The 16,155-nt window shown below is 65.7% G+C and carries 15 protein-coding genes and 1 tRNA gene; 9 read left to right on the top strand and 7 right to left on the bottom strand.

The genetic code is table 11. The features are described from left to right. Positions 1-299 precede the first annotated feature (299 nt). From AC1M0F_RS05905 to AC1M0F_RS05895, 3 genes are all read left to right on the top strand, one after another. Positions 300-755, top strand: a complete 456-nt coding sequence (locus AC1M0F_RS05905; RefSeq protein ID WP_480237252.1) for a DUF6234 family protein — start codon at positions 300-302, stop codon at positions 753-755. Between the two features lie 96 nt (positions 756-851). Continuing rightward, the gene (locus AC1M0F_RS05900; protein ID WP_480237251.1) at positions 852-4,613 is read left to right on the top strand and encodes an AAA family ATPase; all 3,762 of its coding nucleotides are present in this window, start codon (positions 852-854) and stop codon (positions 4,611-4,613) included. Between the two features lie 16 nt (positions 4,614-4,629). Beyond that, positions 4,630-4,857: a hypothetical protein gene (locus AC1M0F_RS05895; protein ID WP_480237250.1), complete on the top strand. Its 228-nt coding sequence runs from the start codon at positions 4,630-4,632 to the stop codon at positions 4,855-4,857. A 79-nt stretch (positions 4,858-4,936) separates the two neighbouring features. On the opposite strand, the gene mscL is transcribed toward AC1M0F_RS05895, so the two are convergent. From mscL to AC1M0F_RS05880, 3 genes are read right to left on the bottom strand one after another with little or no spacing between them, the layout of a single operon-like run. Then, positions 4,937-5,341: a large conductance mechanosensitive channel protein MscL gene (gene mscL / locus AC1M0F_RS05890; RefSeq protein WP_480237249.1), complete on the bottom strand. Its 405-nt coding sequence runs from the start codon at positions 5,339-5,341 to the stop codon at positions 4,937-4,939. 28 nt (positions 5,342-5,369) lie between these two features. Further along, entirely contained in the window at positions 5,370-5,666 is a 297-nt protein-coding gene (locus tag AC1M0F_RS05885) for an FmdB family zinc ribbon protein (protein ID WP_480237248.1), read from the bottom strand. A 42-nt stretch (positions 5,667-5,708) separates the two neighbouring features. Then, positions 5,709-6,287: a 5-formyltetrahydrofolate cyclo-ligase gene (locus tag AC1M0F_RS05880; RefSeq protein ID WP_480237247.1), complete on the bottom strand. Its 579-nt coding sequence runs from the start codon at positions 6,285-6,287 to the stop codon at positions 5,709-5,711. A gap of 90 nt (positions 6,288-6,377) precedes the next feature. Here AC1M0F_RS05880 and galU point away from each other — a divergent pair, with 90 nt between their 5' ends. From galU to ppk2, 5 genes are all read left to right on the top strand, one after another. Further along, positions 6,378-7,271 carry a UTP--glucose-1-phosphate uridylyltransferase GalU gene (galU, locus tag AC1M0F_RS05875; RefSeq protein WP_480237246.1) on the top strand — a complete coding sequence of 298 codons (894 nt, stop codon included), beginning with the start codon at positions 6,378-6,380 and terminating at the stop codon, positions 7,269-7,271. Between the two features lie 31 nt (positions 7,272-7,302). Next, positions 7,303-7,968, top strand: a complete 666-nt coding sequence (locus tag AC1M0F_RS05870) for a GNAT family N-acetyltransferase (protein ID WP_480237245.1) — start codon at positions 7,303-7,305, stop codon at positions 7,966-7,968. 77 nt (positions 7,969-8,045) lie between these two features. Beyond that, positions 8,046-8,975, top strand: a complete 930-nt coding sequence (locus tag AC1M0F_RS05865) for a hypothetical protein (RefSeq protein WP_480237244.1) — start codon at positions 8,046-8,048, stop codon at positions 8,973-8,975. Between the two features lie 43 nt (positions 8,976-9,018). Beyond that, positions 9,019-9,091, top strand: a tRNA-Ala gene (locus AC1M0F_RS05860). Positions 9,092-9,171: 80 nt separating this feature from the next. Beyond that, positions 9,172-10,002 carry a polyphosphate kinase 2 gene (gene ppk2, locus AC1M0F_RS05855; protein ID WP_480237243.1) on the top strand — a complete coding sequence of 277 codons (831 nt, stop codon included), beginning with the start codon at positions 9,172-9,174 and terminating at the stop codon, positions 10,000-10,002. 15 nt (positions 10,003-10,017) lie between these two features. Here ppk2 and AC1M0F_RS05850 read toward each other — a convergent pair whose 3' ends face one another. Genes AC1M0F_RS05850 through AC1M0F_RS05835 form a run of 4 tightly spaced genes read right to left on the bottom strand, consistent with a single transcriptional unit; the run spans position 10,018 to position 15,372 of the window. Continuing rightward, positions 10,018-10,878, bottom strand: coding sequence for an Fpg/Nei family DNA glycosylase (locus AC1M0F_RS05850; protein ID WP_480237242.1), 861 nt, complete (start codon positions 10,876-10,878; stop codon positions 10,018-10,020). Positions 10,879-10,920: 42 nt separating this feature from the next. Beyond that, positions 10,921-12,951: a glycosyl hydrolase gene (locus AC1M0F_RS05845; RefSeq protein ID WP_480237241.1), complete on the bottom strand. Its 2,031-nt coding sequence runs from the start codon at positions 12,949-12,951 to the stop codon at positions 10,921-10,923. 1 nt (position 12,952) lies between these two features. Then, on the bottom strand, positions 12,953-13,684 hold the full coding sequence (locus tag AC1M0F_RS05840) for an efflux RND transporter periplasmic adaptor subunit (RefSeq protein ID WP_480237240.1): 732 nt from the start codon (positions 13,682-13,684) through the stop codon (positions 12,953-12,955). Next, positions 13,681-15,372, bottom strand: coding sequence for a glycosyltransferase family 2 protein (locus AC1M0F_RS05835; protein WP_480237239.1), 1,692 nt, complete (start codon positions 15,370-15,372; stop codon positions 13,681-13,683). Before AC1M0F_RS05835 ends, AC1M0F_RS05840 begins: the two co-directional genes overlap by 4 nt. A gap of 266 nt (positions 15,373-15,638) precedes the next feature. Between AC1M0F_RS05835 and AC1M0F_RS05830 the strand changes: the two genes are divergently transcribed. Then, positions 15,639-16,076 carry a hypothetical protein gene (locus AC1M0F_RS05830; protein ID WP_480237238.1) on the top strand — a complete coding sequence of 146 codons (438 nt, stop codon included), beginning with the start codon at positions 15,639-15,641 and terminating at the stop codon, positions 16,074-16,076. Positions 16,077-16,155: the final 79 nt, after the last annotated feature.

Genomic DNA, 16,155 nt, shown 5'->3' with positions numbered 1-16,155 from the left:
TACTGGCCGATCAGGCGGTGAAGACGCCGACGAAGCCGACGGACGTGTGGAATGCGATTGCAGACTTGAAATTGATCACGCTGGGCTCCTTTCGTAAATGGCGCAGGCATCACCGTAGTGGAATCGACTCGGAGCGCGCAACAACTTTTTTCGGGAACTTCTCCTGAGCTTGTCGCGATTTTGCTCGAGCGCTACAGCTCCCGTCGAACGCTGCAGTTGCAACTGCCGCGCTCGACGGAAAGTGCAGCGCTCGGTGGGCGAGACTCGACCGGCGGATGCCCACGAGGCAGTATGGACGGATGGTGGATTCCGGGGGGACCGAAACTGACGCTGTCGAGAACACGCCGGCGGTGCCCTCGCGACGGATTCCGTGGTGGGAAACGGCTCTCGCCATCCTGTCGGGCATCCTGTGTGGCGGGGGCACGATCCTCGTCGGCGTGCTCTTCTTCCAGTTCGTCGACGTGTACTTCACGATCTGGACTCCCGCGGTCGTCAACGGCGGAGATGTCCACCGGTACGAGCTGACGGCGGCCATCTGCGTGATCGCGCTCGGAGCATCCGTTCTCAGCGCCGTGATTTCGCGACGCTGGGAACTCGCGTGGGTCGCCGGCATCCTCGTCGTCATCGGATTGGTGGCCGCACTCCTGTTCGCTGTTCCCCAGGGGCGATGGATGCGTGCCGACGAGGCCCCCGAACCCCTTCCAACGAACTACCAGCCGTGCTACAGCGGGAGCAACAATTGCGTGGGCGGGTGAGGGCGCGGGCCTGAATACCTCGAGAACGAGTCCAACTCGGCGAAAAACCGGTGAAGCTACCGGCGATTGGCCACCCGAGCGCTTAGGGTGTGGGTTGTGTGGCGGCTAGACAAGAAACCAGATGCGCGTGATTTTGATATCGACGACGCCAATACTTCGCTTGCGCTCTCAGTCACCAGTCCGACTGGCTTGAGCACGGGCGATCCTAACTTCGCGGTGGGCAACGTGGCAGAAACGGAACGACAGCGCTGGCGCAGCCAGCTCGCAGCAGTGGGCGGTCGCTCACCTCTGCTGCACTTCGTCGACGAACCGCGCACGCGCATCGAGTTGAGCTCCACCCACCCCGGCGGTCTGCCGCAGTTCATCACCGGACACTCCACACTTCTGTCCAACCTCATCCGCGACGAACTCGCCCTCCGCAGCGCGAAAGCCGCCGCAGACCAGATCACCGTCAAGGGCATCGAGCTCCGAACGGTCCGAGGGATCGAGTCGGTGCATCTCGCCATCGGCCTCGCCCAGTGGCGCAACGACGGCGAGGACTTCTCCGCACCCGTTCTGCTTCGCCCCGTGGCGATCCGCCGCTACGGCCGCGATTTCGAGCTCAAGCTCAAGGGCGCTCCGTTCCTCAACCCTGAGCTCGCCCGTGCGCTCCACGAGCAGTACCGGATCACCCTCGACGCCGAGGCGTTCGAAGCGCTCGCCGTCACGAACGGCGTATTCAAGCCGCAGCCGGTCATCGACCGGCTCCGCGGCCTCACCCAGCACCTCGAATGGTTCAGCGTCCAGCCGCGCCTCGTCGTCTCGTCGTTCGCAGACGTCGGCACCGCCCTCTCTCGCGACGCCGGCGAACTCGAACACCCGGTCCTCGACGCGCTGGCAGGCAACCCGGGCGCGCGGAGACTCGTCGAAGGACTGTTCAGCCCCGTGGATGCCATCGGCCAGGACGACCGCCCGCCGACAACGGACACCCTCCTCCTCGATGCAGACACCGAGCAGGAGAACGTGATCGCCCAGATCTCCGCCGGGCACTCCATCGTCGTCACGACACTCCCGGGCACCGGAGGCACCCAGACGGTCGTCAACGCCATCGGTGAGCTCGTCTCCCAGCACAAACGGGTCCTCGTCGTGAGCGCCAGACGCTCCAGCCTCGACGGCATCCGTCACCGTTTCAGCAAGGTGGGCCTTCCCGGATTCACGGTGAGCCCGGGGACCATCCGCCGCGACCTGATCCAGGCGATCTCACGCAACGAAAAGGCCGTCGCGCCCAAGGTGGCCGACGTCGACGACGCACTCGTTCGTCTGCGCAAGGTTCTTCTCGACTACCGCGGCTCGCTCGGGCGCGTCGACGGGGGACTCAAGGTCAGCGTCATCGACACCCTCGAAGCACTGACCCGCCTCGGCAACCTGCCCGTTCCGCCGACGACCTCGGCACGCCTCGACCTGGCATCGCTCGAGAAGCTCGCCGGCAAGCGCGAACTCATCGCCCGCAAGCTCGCCACAGCCGCATCCCTCGGTGAATTCCAGTACGGCCCGGACGATTCGCCGTGGTACGGCGCCCAGTTCGCGAGCACCAAGCAGGCCAAGGCGACCCACGACCTCGCCAAGAAACTGCACCGCACCGAGCTGCCCCGCCTGCTCGAGCGCGGCTACGAGCTCATCGGCCAGACCCGGATGCGCGCATTCGAGTCGGTGGAGGAGCTCGGCGTCTACCTGCGACTCCTCCTCGACGTCCGCGAGACCCTGGACAAGTTCCAGCCGAGCGTCTTCGACCGGTCGCTCGGTGAACTCATCGCCGCGACGAGCGCGAGGCGGGATGCCCCGGCCATGTCAGGCGCGAACCGTCGCCGTCTGAAGAAGCTCGCCCGCGAATACGTGCGCCCGGGCGTCCATGTCGCCGACATGAACGCAGCGCTCCGTCGCATCCAGCAGCAGCGCACACTGTGGCAGCGCTACGTGGCCGCCGGTGTCACGCCCGAGGTTCCGCTCGGTATCGCCGACGTCCAGGTCGCCTACCAGCGCGTCGTCGAGGACCTCGGCAAGCTCGATGTGCCCCTCGGCCGCGACAAGTCGCAGGCCCTGATCTCCCTCCCGGTGAAGGAACTCGTTCGCCTGCTCTCCGGCCTGGCCGCCGACTCGCAGGTGATGGAGAACCTCCAGGAACGCACCACCCTCATCGCCGAACTGCGCGAGAAGGGCCTTGCGCCGCTCATCACGGACCTGTCCGTCAGGCACGTCCCCGAGGAGCAGGTCTCCGCCGAGCTCGAACTCGCCTGGTGGCAGTCCGTGCTCGAACACATGCTGGCCACCGACCGAGCCCTGCTCGGAGCCAACACGAGCGTCATCGACCGCCTCGAGGCAGACTTCCGCCTCGTCGACGAAGCGCACGCCTCGGCATCCGGTGCTCTCCTCGGTTCGCTGCTCGCCGACACCTGGAAGATCGGCCTCGTCGACTTCCCGGAGGAGGCGACCGCCCTGAAGAAGCTGCTCCGCGGCGACGGCGCCACCGCCGCTCGCCTCGAGGCGACGGCACCTCACCTGTCCCGCGTGCTGTCACCGGTCTGGCTGGCGTCGCCGTATGAAGTGCACGTCATCCCAGACGGAGTCCGCTTCGACACCGTCTTCCTCGTCGACGCCGGCGCAACGACGCTCGCCGAGAACGCCGGAGCGATCCGACGGGCACGACAGGTGGTCGCCGTCGGTGACCCGGTCACGCAGAGCCCGACCCCGTTCGACATCGCCATCGGCGAGACGGCCCACGCCGAACCCGCCGCAGACGACGTCGACGCCAGGCATGCCGACTCCGCCCTCGCGCACCTGTCGGGACTGCTGCCGACCCTCACACTGACCCGCAGCTACCGTGCAGGCGGTGAGGACCTGGCCGAACTCGTCAACCACCGGTTCTACGGTGGAGAGATCGAATCCCTGCCCTGGGCAGGATCGTTCCTCGGCCACGGCAGCCTCACCCTGGACTACGTTCCCAACGGCCACGGCATGCCAGACCCCGAGACCGGGGGAGTGGAGAGCGTCGACGCCGAGGTCGCCCGCGTCGTCAACCTCGTCCTCGAACACGCCATCAATCGGCCGCGCGAGTCGCTCATGGTCATCACCGCGAGTGAGAAGCACGCCACCCGGGTCCACCAGGCCGTCATCTCCGCCTTCGCGATGCGCGCCGATCTCTCTGACTTCATCCTCAAGGAGCGGGCGGAGCCGTTCACGGTGCTCACCCTCGAGCAATCGGTCGCAGAGAGCCGCGACCGGGTGATCTTCTCGCTCGGCTACGGGGTCACCCCGCACGGCCGCGTGCTGTCCAACTTCGGCTCCCTCGCCAAGCCGGGCGGAGACCGGCTGCTCGCCGTCGGCATGACCAGGGCCCGCCGCTCCATGGTCATCGTCTCCTGCATCCGCCCCGAGGACATCGACGTCGATCGCATGCAGCACGGCATCGCCGCGCTCACCGAGATCCTGCGCCAGCCGGTCCAGCACGTCCCGACCCCACCGGCGACGGACGGTGCCGAGCCGATGCTGCTCGACCTGGCCGAGCGCCTGTACCGCCACGGCCTCTCGGTCGAGGTCGGCTACCGGGGCAAGCTCGCACTTGTCGCGTCGTACGACGGCAAGGCCATCGCCGTCGAGTCCGACCCCGAGGTCGGATCGGACTCGCTGCGTGAGTCCCTGCGCTTGCGGCCTGATGTGCTCCGGCGCCTGGGCTGGCACTACCTCCGTGTGCACAGCTTCGACCTCTTCAGCGACCCGGACGGCGTCGCGTCGAAGATCGTGTCGATGCTCGGGGCACCGCAGCTCGACGCGTCGACGCGGACCGGGCAGACGGATGCCACGGACGGCGACACGCGGTTCTGATGCTTAAACTGGGAGCATGAGCGCCCCACCCCCCGCAGCAGGCGAGCGAGGCGACCCGCCCGTACGACGCATCCGCGGTTCCCGGCGCGCCGTCCGTCCTGGCGTGCCCGGTGCGGACCCGACTCCGCAGGACGTCCAGGTGCCGGTGAAGGCGACAGAGGACACGGACGCCACGTGGGGGTCGCGCGGAGCGGACAGCAACGACGACCAGCTGAAACGGGACGTCCCTCCGCACTGGGGCTGACCGGCCGTCCGCCAGGACACCACCGTTAACGACGAACCGCGAGCAGCCTGGCTGCTCGCGGTCGGACGTTCAGTCCTCGTCAGGACCTGGCGTTGTTCTTGGCCAGGAGGTCGCGGATCTCGGTGAGCACGTCGATCTCGGTGACTGGAGCCTTCTCGGTGACAACGCCGGCCTTGCGGCGGGCTTCAGCGTGCTCCTTCATCTTGTTGATCGGGAGGACGAAGACGAAGTACACGACGGCGGCCACGATGAGGAAGGTGATGATCGCCCCGACCACGGCGCCGAACTTGATCGTGGCGTCACCGATCGACACATTGAACGCCTCGTTCAGGCTGTCGGCCTTGAACAGGGCGCCGATCAGCGGGTTGAAGATGTTGACGACGATCGAGTTCACGACCGCCGTGAATGCGGCACCGATGACGACGGCGACGGCAAGGTCGATGACGTTGCCCCGCATGATGAAATCCTTGAAACCCTTGAGCATGGCAGGTGTCTCCTGTCTGACGAGCGAACTACGAAGCGGAAGCGGTGCTGCCTGAGGAGCTCGAGGTCGAGCTGCTGGCAGCAGGAGACGACGATACAGCCTTCTCCGCCTTCTTCGCGGGTGCCTTCTTCGCTGAGCTCTTCTCCGACGCCCTCGAGTCGTTCCGGTAGAAACCCGACCCGTTGAACGTCACGCCGACGGCGCTGAACAGCTTGCGCAGCTTGCCCTGGCAGGTGGGGCATTCGGTCAGGGACGCGTCGGTGAACGACTGCTGGATGTCGAAGGCGGTGTCACAGACGGTGCATTTGTACGAGTACGTGGGCATGAGTATTCCTGGGTGGTTGCGGCAGTGTGCCGGGTCGTGGAGCTAGAAATCGTAGATGCGGGACGGCGTCACGGCGCCGTTGACCGGCTGGTCGTGCTTCTCGCGGGGGACGTCCGACTGGACTTCGTTGTCGAAGACGACGGCATAGACCGGCGGGCATTTCTCCATCGAGCCGAGGGTCTTGTCGAAGTAGCCGCGGCCCCAGCCCAGGCGGGTTCCGTCGGTGCCGATGGCGGCGGCGGGGACGATGATGAGGTCGACCTCGTTGATGGCGATCGGTCCGAGGAGTTCGCCGACCGGCTCGGGCATCCCGAACAGGCCTTCGGTCTCGGCGCCCTCGTCTCCGACGGTCCAGTCGAGGAGTCCGTCCTCGCGGCTGACGGGGAACAGAACGCGGATGTCATTGGAGAGGGCCCAGTTGAGGAAGGGCCGCGTGTTGGGTTCGTTGACCGCGGAGAGGTAGCAGGCGATGCTCCTGGCATCCAGGCCGGTGACCAGGGCGACGAGGTTGTTCGTCACACCGATGGTGGCCTTCTCCCGCTCGTTCGCGGTGAGATTCTGCCGCCGTTCCCGCAGTTCGGCACGGAGCGCGCGCTTCTGATGATCGGCGGGACTGGGCATGGCCTCATTCTAAACGGGGGATGCGTCGTAACCGGCATCCGTTCGCTCAGGGGTTATCCGGGCGAAATCGGCTCCCACTACGATTGACCCATGTCTTCATCAGTACGAAAAGTCGTCATCCCCGCAGCCGGACTTGGGACTCGCTTCCTTCCGGCAACCAAGGCCATGCCCAAGGAGATGCTGCCTGTCGTCGACAAGCCGGCGATCCAGTACGTGGTCGAGGAGGCGGTAGAGGCAGGTCTGCACGACGTCCTGATGATCATCGGCCGCAACAAGAACGCCCTCGCGAACCACTTCGACAGGGTCACTGAGCTCGAACACGCCCTCGAGGCGAAGGGTGACACCACCCGTCTCGACCGTGTCGTCGAAGCGAGTGAGCTCGCTGACATCCACTTCCTGCGTCAGGGTGACCCGCGGGGCCTCGGCCACGCCGTCCTTCGTGCCCGCCGTCACATCGGCAACGAGCCGTTCGCCGTCCTGCTCGGCGATGATCTCATCGATGCCCGCGACCCGCTCCTCACCACCATGATCGACGAGCAGGAGACCCGCAACGCGACGATCATCGCCCTCATGGAGGTCGATCCCTCCACCATTCAGATGTACGGCTGCGCGGCCGTCGAGGCCACCGACAACCCTGACGTCGTCCGGGTTACCGGGCTGGTCGAGAAGCCGTCCCCTGAGGATGCGCCGTCGAACCTCGCCATCATCGGCCGGTACGTGCTCCGCCCGGAGATCTTCGACATCCTCGAGACGACCGAGCCGGGCAAGGGAAACGAGATCCAGCTGACCGACGCGCTCCAGGTGCTCGCCGCTGACGAGTCGATCGCCGGGGGCGTGTACGGCGTGATCTTCCGCGGCCGCCGCTATGACACCGGCGATCGCCTCGACTACATCAAGGCGATCGTCCAGCTCGCGTCGGACCGCGAGGATCTCGGAGTCGACCTGAAGCCGTGGCTCAAGGAATTCGCCGCCAACCTCGAATAGCCCTCGCCGGACAGCCTGAAGGAGAACAGCGGTGCCTCTACCCGTGCCCGTGCTGAGCGACGGCCCGATCTCGGTCCGCCCGGTTCGCGTTCGCGACGCGAAGGCGATGGAGCACGAACTCCTGAGCAACCGCACCTGGTTGCGCCCATGGGAGGCGACCAGCCCGTACGCACCGCGCTCATTCGACATGCGGTCCAGCATCCGTTCGCTCCTGCAGAACGCGCGGTCCGGGGGTGGACTGCCTCTGGTGATGGAATATGAGGGCCAGTTCGCCGGCCAGCTCAATGTCTCCGGGATCACGTACGGCTCCCTCTCATCGGCGACCCTCGGTTACTGGGTGTCCGAGCGCTTCGCGGGCAAGTCGGTGACCCCCACGTCAGTCGCGCTCGCCACCGACTACTGCTTCGGTCAACTGGGCCTGCACCGGATGGAGATCTGCATCCGGCCGGAAAACGGTCCGAGCCTGCGGGTCGTGGAGAAGCTGGGATTCCGTTACGAGGGATTCCGCCGCCGCTACATCCACATCAACGGGGACTGGCGTGACCACTTCTGCTTCGGGCTCGTCCGCGAAGAGGTTCCGCATGGCGTGCTGCGTCGCTGGCGCGACGGCACAGTACCGGCAGGAGCCGCGAGCATCCCGGCCACCGACCTTCTGGCGTCCCAGACACCGTTGCTGCCGCCCCCCGCACTGTTTTAAACCTTCAACCTCAACTTTCGGGTGACACACCCCCCGCAATGAAGTCCGAATGACCGGAACGCTCATACCGTAGAGCCATGAATGGTGGCGGACTCCTCAGCGGCGGAATCGTCTTCGCCGTCGCCGCCGCGCTCTGGATCGTCTACCTTCTCCCGACCTGGCTGCGTCGCAGCGAGTACGTCGCGGTCGAACGGAACGCGATCCGGCTTCAGCAGACACTGCGGATCCTCGCCGAGACCTCTGAAGTTCCGCAGGAGATCCGGGTCGAAGCGACAGCACGCGATGTCGCCGAACAACAGAAGGTCCTCAAGCAGCTCGAAGCGGAGGCCCGCGAACGCGCTCGCCTCGAGGCCACCGTCTCCGCCGAGAGCGCTCGCGCCTCAGCATCGGCCGCGATCGCCTCTCTGCGCGCCGAACCGCGGGTCCGGCTGGCCCGGGCACGCCGCCGGGCACGGCTCGCCGCTACGGGCGTGCTCATGGTCTCTCTTCTCGCCGCAGGAGCAGGCGGGTGGCTGTTCGCCACCGCCGGATCCCCCGTCCTCCTGGCAGCAGCAGGCGGCACGGCCGTCCTCGCGCTCTCTGCCCTCGTCCGCATGGCCAGGGTGACCGCACGTGGTGTTCGGGTAGCTGCGCCCGCACAGGCGGCCAGGCAGGCCGACGTGTTCGAGCCGGTCGATGTCGAAGAGTCTGCACCCGAGGTCGCGACCTGGACGCCGTCGCCGCTCCCCAAACCGCTTCACCTCTCGCAGGGTTCAGCGGCCTCAGATGCCATCGCGCAGGCCGACGCGCACGCAGCCCTCCGACGTGCGGCACTGGCCCAGGTCATGGCTGCACGCGCTGCCGAACAGGCACCGGTTCTGCCGTCGATCACCACACCGGTCGTCGACCAGCCTGCGGCCGGCACGGAGGCTCAGAACCGCTTCGCGGGCATGGGAATCGTCGACGACACCGAGATCCCGCAGACCGACGTCGCGGCGATCCTCAGCCGCCGCCGCGTCGCAAGCTAGTGAATCGCGCGCGATGAATCGCGTGATAATCTGGACAACATCAGGGCCTATGGCGCAGTTGGTAGCGCGCCTCGTTCGCATCGAGGAGGTCAGGAGTTCGAATCTCCTTAGGTCCACCCTGAAAACCGTCGCCGTTTCGTAAGTGCCGCACCGTCTGGACCCTGGGGTCCGGCATCCGAGCTGGGAAGGGCACACGTTGTCCGAATCGAAAAAGTCGAAGAAGAAGCAGAAGCGGGTCGACAAGGCGCTCTATGAGGCCGAACTCGCCCGACTGCAGGTCGAACTGGTCGCCATGCAGCGCTGGGTCGTTTCGAGCGGCGCGCGCGTGCTGGTGCTCTTCGAGGGGCGTGACGCCGCAGGAAAAGGCGGGGCGATCAAGCGAATCGTTCAGTACCTCAACCCCCGGTCGGCCCGGGTCGTCGCGCTGCCCACTCCGAGCGAGCGCGAACGCGGCCAGTGGTACTACCAGCGGTACATCGAGCACCTTCCCACTGCTGGCGAGATCGTCCTCATGGACCGTTCCTGGTACAACCGCGCCGGTGTCGAATGCGTCATGGGTTATTGCTCGTCCGAGGAATACGAGAGGTTCCTCGTGCAGACGCCGACCTTCGAGCGGATGCTGGTCGACGACGGAATTCTTCTCATCAAGTACTGGTTCTCGGTCTCGGACGTCGAGCAGCAGAAGCGCTTCGCTTCGCGACTGAAGGATCCGATGCGGCGCTGGAAGTTGTCGGATACCGACCTGGCGTCGATCACCAAGTGGGAGGACTACTCCCACGCGAAGGACGCCATGTTCGCCGCGACGGACATCCCCGAGGCTCCGTGGTGGACCGTGGAGAGTGACGACAAACGAGCGGCGCGGTTGAACAGCATCGCCCACCTGCTCTCCCAGGTACCGTACGAGCAGACCGAACCGCCTGAGGTGACGATTCCCGATCGGCCCGACGCCAGCGACAAGGATCGCCCGGACATCGACGAGCAGCACTTCGTCCCCGATCACGCGAAGAGTCTCGCGGCGAAGAACTGACCAGGCGTCAGCGGCTCATTTGAGAAGCCGGGACAGCACCCTGTCGGCGAGCGGCTTTCCGCCGGTCTGGCAGGTGGGGCAGTACTGGAAGGTCGAGTCGGTGTAGATCACCTGGCGAACGATGTCTCCGCACACCGGGCACGGTTCTCCGGTCCGGCCATGCACCTGCATTGCGGACTTCTTCTCCTTCTTGAGCTCCGACGCCGCCAGCCCGTCAGCACGTTCGATCGCGCCGGCCAGCGTCCACTGCATGGCCTCGAACAGCCGGGCCACCTTCTCGTCGTCCATCGCCGCCGGCGCGAACGGCGACATCCGAGCGGTGTGCAGGATCTCGTCGGAATACGCATTGCCGATGCCGGCGATGAGCGACTGGTTGCGGAGCACCCCCTTGATCTGCGACCGCCCCGCCCCGCCCAGGATGCCTCTGAACACGTCGAGGGTGAAGTCGGGGGAGAGCGGGTCGGGTCCGAGCCGGGTGATCCCAGGGACGTCGTTCGGATCGCGCACCACGTACACGGCGAGGCTCTTTTTCGTGCCTGCCTCCGTGATGTCGAAGCCGGACCCGTCGTCGAGGACCAGTCGTGCGGCGAGAGCGGTCCTCCCCGGCCTGCCCGACGCTGCGGGTGGATCGGCGCGCCAGCGGATCCACCCGGCCCGAGCGAGGTGGATGATCACGTGGAGGTCGTCGACCTGGATGTCGAGAAACTTTCCGTGCCTCGTCACCTGCCGGACGGTGCCGCCGGCGAGCGCGGCGACCGGAGGGTCGAATGTCTTGAGCGCGGCGAATGCCACGATGTCGAACCGCTCGAGGAGACGGCCGTCGAGGCGTGAGCCGAGATCGGTGACGAGCGCGTGTACTTCCGGAAGTTCAGGCACCGTCCCAGTGTCCGCCAGACCTCGGACATCCGTCCAGCACTTTCACCCGGCTCGGCGGGACATGATCCACGCGAGGAGGTAGGTACGGCTGTTTCCGTCGTCGATCCGAGTTTCAGGCAGCTTCGTCGCGGCGTCGAGCGCGGCGGCCGCTGCGGCCGTTCCGGCCAGGGCGGAGTACATCAGGAGGTAGTCGCCGAAGAGCACGTCGAAGCCATCGGGCGCTGCGTCGTCGATGTTCGCCTGGATCCGTTCCGGATCGCCTGCGAGGTAGGAGGACACCGGACTCATGGGCAGCACCAGGATTCCCAGCATGGCGCTCGGCTCGGCGCTGAACCATGTGGCGTAGTCGCGCTTGCCACCCCACACGAGCGACGTGATTGTGCGGTCGAAACCGTCGTACACCGCCTCACTGAGGGGAAAGTCGGTCCAGTAGGAGCGCGCGGACTCTGCCTCAGCCGACAGCATCCAGGTCGCCTCGGTGAGCAGGCCTGGCTGGCCGCTGACCTGCGCCCAGAGAGCGAGACCGTTCCAGGCGGTGACGGCCTCTGAACTCGATTCCTGGTTGTTTCCGTCTGCGAACGGCGCTGTGCCGCTGGCCCAGGAGTGGCCGGCGTAGGCGTCGAACACGCGTCGCTCAGGGAAGAACGAACTCGAGCCGCTTGTCGCGAGATCGGCTGCCAGCAGGTTCAGCACCGGCGCCCACTCATCCGCCAGCTCGTCGTTTCCTGCCGCGACCACGCTGGCCGCGTAAAGAAAGTACCCGTAGTGGAAATGGTGGTCATTGAACTGGTCGGAGCCGAACGACGGCTCGAGTCCGACCATGCCCTGTGCCGTTCGGTCGTAGACGAAGCACCGGGCGGACCGATCCTCGCAGCCAGCCGGATCCATCCAGGTTCCGATCTCGGCGATGAGCCGGTCCTCCACTGTCGCTGCGATGTCGTCGGCTCCCAGGTCGCGCGCGATGCTGAGCAGGTTCGCCGACCGGTAGAGGGCCTTGCCACCGAAGTAGGTGTCCGCTGGGAAATCGGGCGACGCAGCGACGTCGGATTCCAGTTGCGTGACGAGTCGGCTCCGTTCCTCAGCATCCAGGCCAGAGAGGTCGACTGAGCCCGCTGGCGTGAGGAGCGGAGTGGTCCAACTCAGCGTCGATGTGCGGCAGAGCCGCAGTTCACCGTAAACGCTTGGGTACGTCCCCGCGGTGCAGTCGGCGTCAGTACGTTCCTGATGCGGCATCGCGGCCACGAGAGTGTCCGCTGCTCCCGTCGTCCGGTACGTGAGTGAGGTCTTCGCGTTCCGTTCGTCGATGCCATAACTGAGCGCTGTCCCTGTCACCCGGTGGCGGGCAGTCGCGGCCAGCTCATCGAGATCGCCGTCCGTCGGGAGGGCGAACCACGTCACACTCTGCGCTTCTCCGACGCTGACCGATGACCCATCTGTCCCGAGCGTCGCGTCTGAGACGAGTCCGTAGGTCGTAGATCCGACGGAGGCCGTCGCGACGCCGTACTCTGACGACGGGGTGAACGAAGTACTCATATTAACCGTCGAGTCGACTGATGCCGTAAACGTGACGAATGGCGAACCCTGGGCGATCACGGTGCGGCCGATCTCGTCGCCATCGACCAGGTGCGACAACGTGACGGAGGCCGTGTCGTATGCCACTACCTCGTGCTCCTGGGCGCCGATGTCGGCGACGACGGCCCCGAGGAAACCACCCATGATGACCGCGGAGGATGACGAAACGACTGGGAGGCCGAAACTCATTCCGTCGTCCGTCAACTGGAAGGACAGCGGGAGGGGGAAGATGGGCATCGACGGTTCCCCGTACACCAGGCCGGAGAACCACCGATTCGTCGGGGGAATCAGTCCGTCCGCCAGGCGGGCGAGGGGGAGAGCCGTCACCGTGCGTTGAGGAACATCGCCCAGGAGCGGGGCGATGGCATCGTCGGGGAAGATCGTCGCAGGCATCGACGAGGACGTCGCAGGCTCGGTCCGACCCTCGTGCGGCCACGCACAGCCGCTCACTGACGCCACGACGACTGCCGCCGCCAGGAGCCGAAGATTGCGAGAGAGCACGTCACACCCCGATCTTTCGAAGGAAGTCGAACAAGCCATCACTGAGTCCGGCGAATATGCCGTCGTTACGCAGCTGAAGGGTTGCGGTGACCGGTGTGCCGCGGGACATGAGCCCGTTGTTCCCACCGTCCACCAGTTCATCGCTGGTGACGACAACGGTGGTCGTTGCGCTCCCGTCGGTCGTCGAGACCTCGACGGATGCCGCACGACCGGTGATCCGCTGGAAGTCAGGGAGGAGGATGTCCACGCTCGCACCTTCTTCGATGCGGCCATAGTCGCGGCTCGTGAGTTCGTACTCAGCGGCTACGAAGAGCGAACCGGTCCGGTCGATCGTGGCGAGCACCTGCCCTGCCTGGGCGAACGATCCCCGCTCCGTCGTGACGTCCCTGACAGTACCCGCCACCGACGCCGTCATGGTGATCGTGCCGTCGGCCGTGACCGAGTACGCGATGGTTTCCGGTTTCAGCAGACCCTCGGCGAGATCCGCCTGCAGCGTGGTGCTCAGAATCACGAAGAGGGGGTCGCCCTGCTCGACGCTTTCGCCGTCGTCGACGAGGCGTTCGACGACCGTGCCTCCGTAGTCGATGCCGACCGGGAACCGTTCAGCCTGAATGGTGGCGGAGTCGCTCGCGACCTGCGACTGGCGCTGGGTGAAGACCAACGTAAGCACGGCGACGATACCGACGACCGCGATGAGGCCGAAGAAGAGCTTCAGCCGGCTTTGCCACGTCATGAGGTCACCGCGGACGGGACTGCCGTCGCCGTGTCGTTCGCGAGGACACGCGGCGCCGACCGAACAGGGCGGACCGCCCTGGATGCCTCGCGGACAGCGGTAGCGACGAATCCGCCGAGGATGACGGTGTTGGTGACATTCCACGCGGTGGCGAGCGTCAGCATCCCGTTGTCGATGTCGCGCCAGATGGCGACGATCGAGGTGAGGAACAGGAAAACGAAGAAGAGGATCTGCGGGATCATCACGTTGAACGGTGACCGTGCCCGGTTCCTGTCGCCGGTCGCCGTCCACTTCTGGTCCTTACCGACCAGCACGTTGAGCAGGGCAGTGACGTAGATGGGGAAGGACGCGGTCGCCAGCATCAGGGTCTCCCAGCGGAACGAACCCATCGTGTAGAACGCCAAGAGGATCTGCAACAGGTAGAAGCCCGCGTAGTACACGAGCCAGGTGGCCAGGGTGGTGGAGAGGTGCACCGGTCGCAAGTCGAAGTAGATCTCCAGCGGGGGAACGAGAAGGAGAAGCAGGGGCGAGATGCCGGTGAGGTAGAACGACGCCGTCACAAGGTACTGCAGCCGCTGATCCACGGTGAGCCGGCTCCGACGGCTGAACAGGTTGTGCTGGAAAAGGATCTCGAATCCGCCTGTCGCCCAGCGCAACTGCTGCTTCGTGTAGGACTCGATGGTGTCTGGGGCGTCGCCGACGGCGAGGACCAGCGGGATGTAGACCGTCCGCCATCCCCGCTCGTGGAGCATGAGCGAGGTCCAGACGTCCTCAGACTTCGAGTGGGTGTACAAGCCGCCAATGTCGGAAACAGCCGTGCGGCGGAGGATGACATTCGTCCCCACGCAGAACGCGGCATTGAACCGATTCCTGCCGGGTTGAATGAACCGATAGAACACCGATTGCATGTAGCCAGCGCCTCGCGAGATGACGTTGTGCAGGTTGCCGTAGCTCTGCGGGGTCTGGACGAAGGCGACCCGCTGGTCGGCGAAGAACGGCATCGTTTCGACGAGGAAGTCTTCCTGGGGGACGAAATCGGCGTCGAGGATCATGAAGAACTCGCCGTTCGTCAGAGAAAGGGCGTGATTGATGTTGCCTGCCTTTGCGCCTCCGGTGCTGAGCCGTCTCACGTAGCGGGCTCCGAGTTCCCCGGCCAGCGACTTCACCTCGTCGGACTTGCCGTCGTCGAGAACCCAGGTGAGATGCGAGCCGGTCATCGCGAGCGCAGCGGTCACGGTCCGCCTGATGGTGCTGAGATCCTCTCCGTATGTCGTGATGAACACGTCGATCGACGCTGGGTTGTTCTCCAGATGCATCACCCAGCGTTCCGGGGAATCGCCGTGGCCGTCCCGCATGATGTCCCGCGAACGGAAGAGTGACCCGTGCGCGTGGTGGAAGGCGAAGTCCCTCGGATCGTGGGCGGCGGACAGGATCGTCCACATCGAGAGGAGCGCCTGGGCGATCAGAATGGATTCGGCGGCTATGACCATGATGTACGGCAGCCAGTCTCCGCGGCTGGCCGGGTTCAGGAGGAACCCGGTGTACGCCAGGATCCCGATCGTCGCGATCAGGACGAGGAGGATCAGCGAGGGGGACTGCGACCTGCCACTCTCAGCTGAACGCAGGGGCAGGGCCGGCTCAACGACGAGGCTCGTGGACAGGCGGGATCGGGACTCGATGGACGTCATGGCGAACTCTATTCGGGAGAAGAGCTGGTGCGGTCTGTCTCGTCACGGCCGGTGCCAGGCATCGGCCGTGCGGGTCGAGAGGTCAGAGCGACATCGTCGGCGTCCGGGCGGATGCGGCAGGTGCGGGTTCCGCGTCCGGTGGTGCCACTCTAAGTTCACCGGACGAACCTGAGTAGTCCTCACTGTTTCGGGTGTGTAAACACTTGGTTGCGTCTCGTACCGACGCCGATCAGTAAGCTGGGATTTCTGCAGCCAGGAGGAGTCCCATGTTCGACAGTGTGCCAGGTGGATGGCTCTGGGGAGTCGCCATTGCGGCGATGCTCGTTGTCGTGATCGTTCTCTTCGGCCGGAGGATGAAGGGCGCATTCTCGGCGGAAGGGTCCGCGCGGTTCGACACCACCGAGATCCCACCTGACGACCCCGAATCCCGCGAGTTCATCGTCCGGGACGACAAGACCGGGTCGCGCATCCAGTTCGCCACCCTCCACGAGCAGGGCCGGGTGCTCGGCATCGTCGTGCCCGCCAAACACCTGAGGACCGGCGTCGAGGTGGACCTGTTCGAGGCTGCACTTCCCTCAGCACCACAGGTCCGCACGTGGCACTGGCCGCAGACGACACCGGACGGCTACGCGGCGCTTCAGATCATCGCCAGACGGATGCCTGACACCACGTTCCTCGACGCGCAGGGCAATCGCGTTCTCTGAGCGCGCGGCGTCACCCAGCTGGCGGCCGCGGCGCGGATAGTGTGAAGTCATCGTTCACCGATCGGTCGGACGAACAGCG

This window comes from Mycetocola sp. Y719, assembly GCF_056713205.1.
Note: the sequence above shows the minus strand (reverse complement) of the source record. Positions and strands in the feature narration are given on the sequence as shown.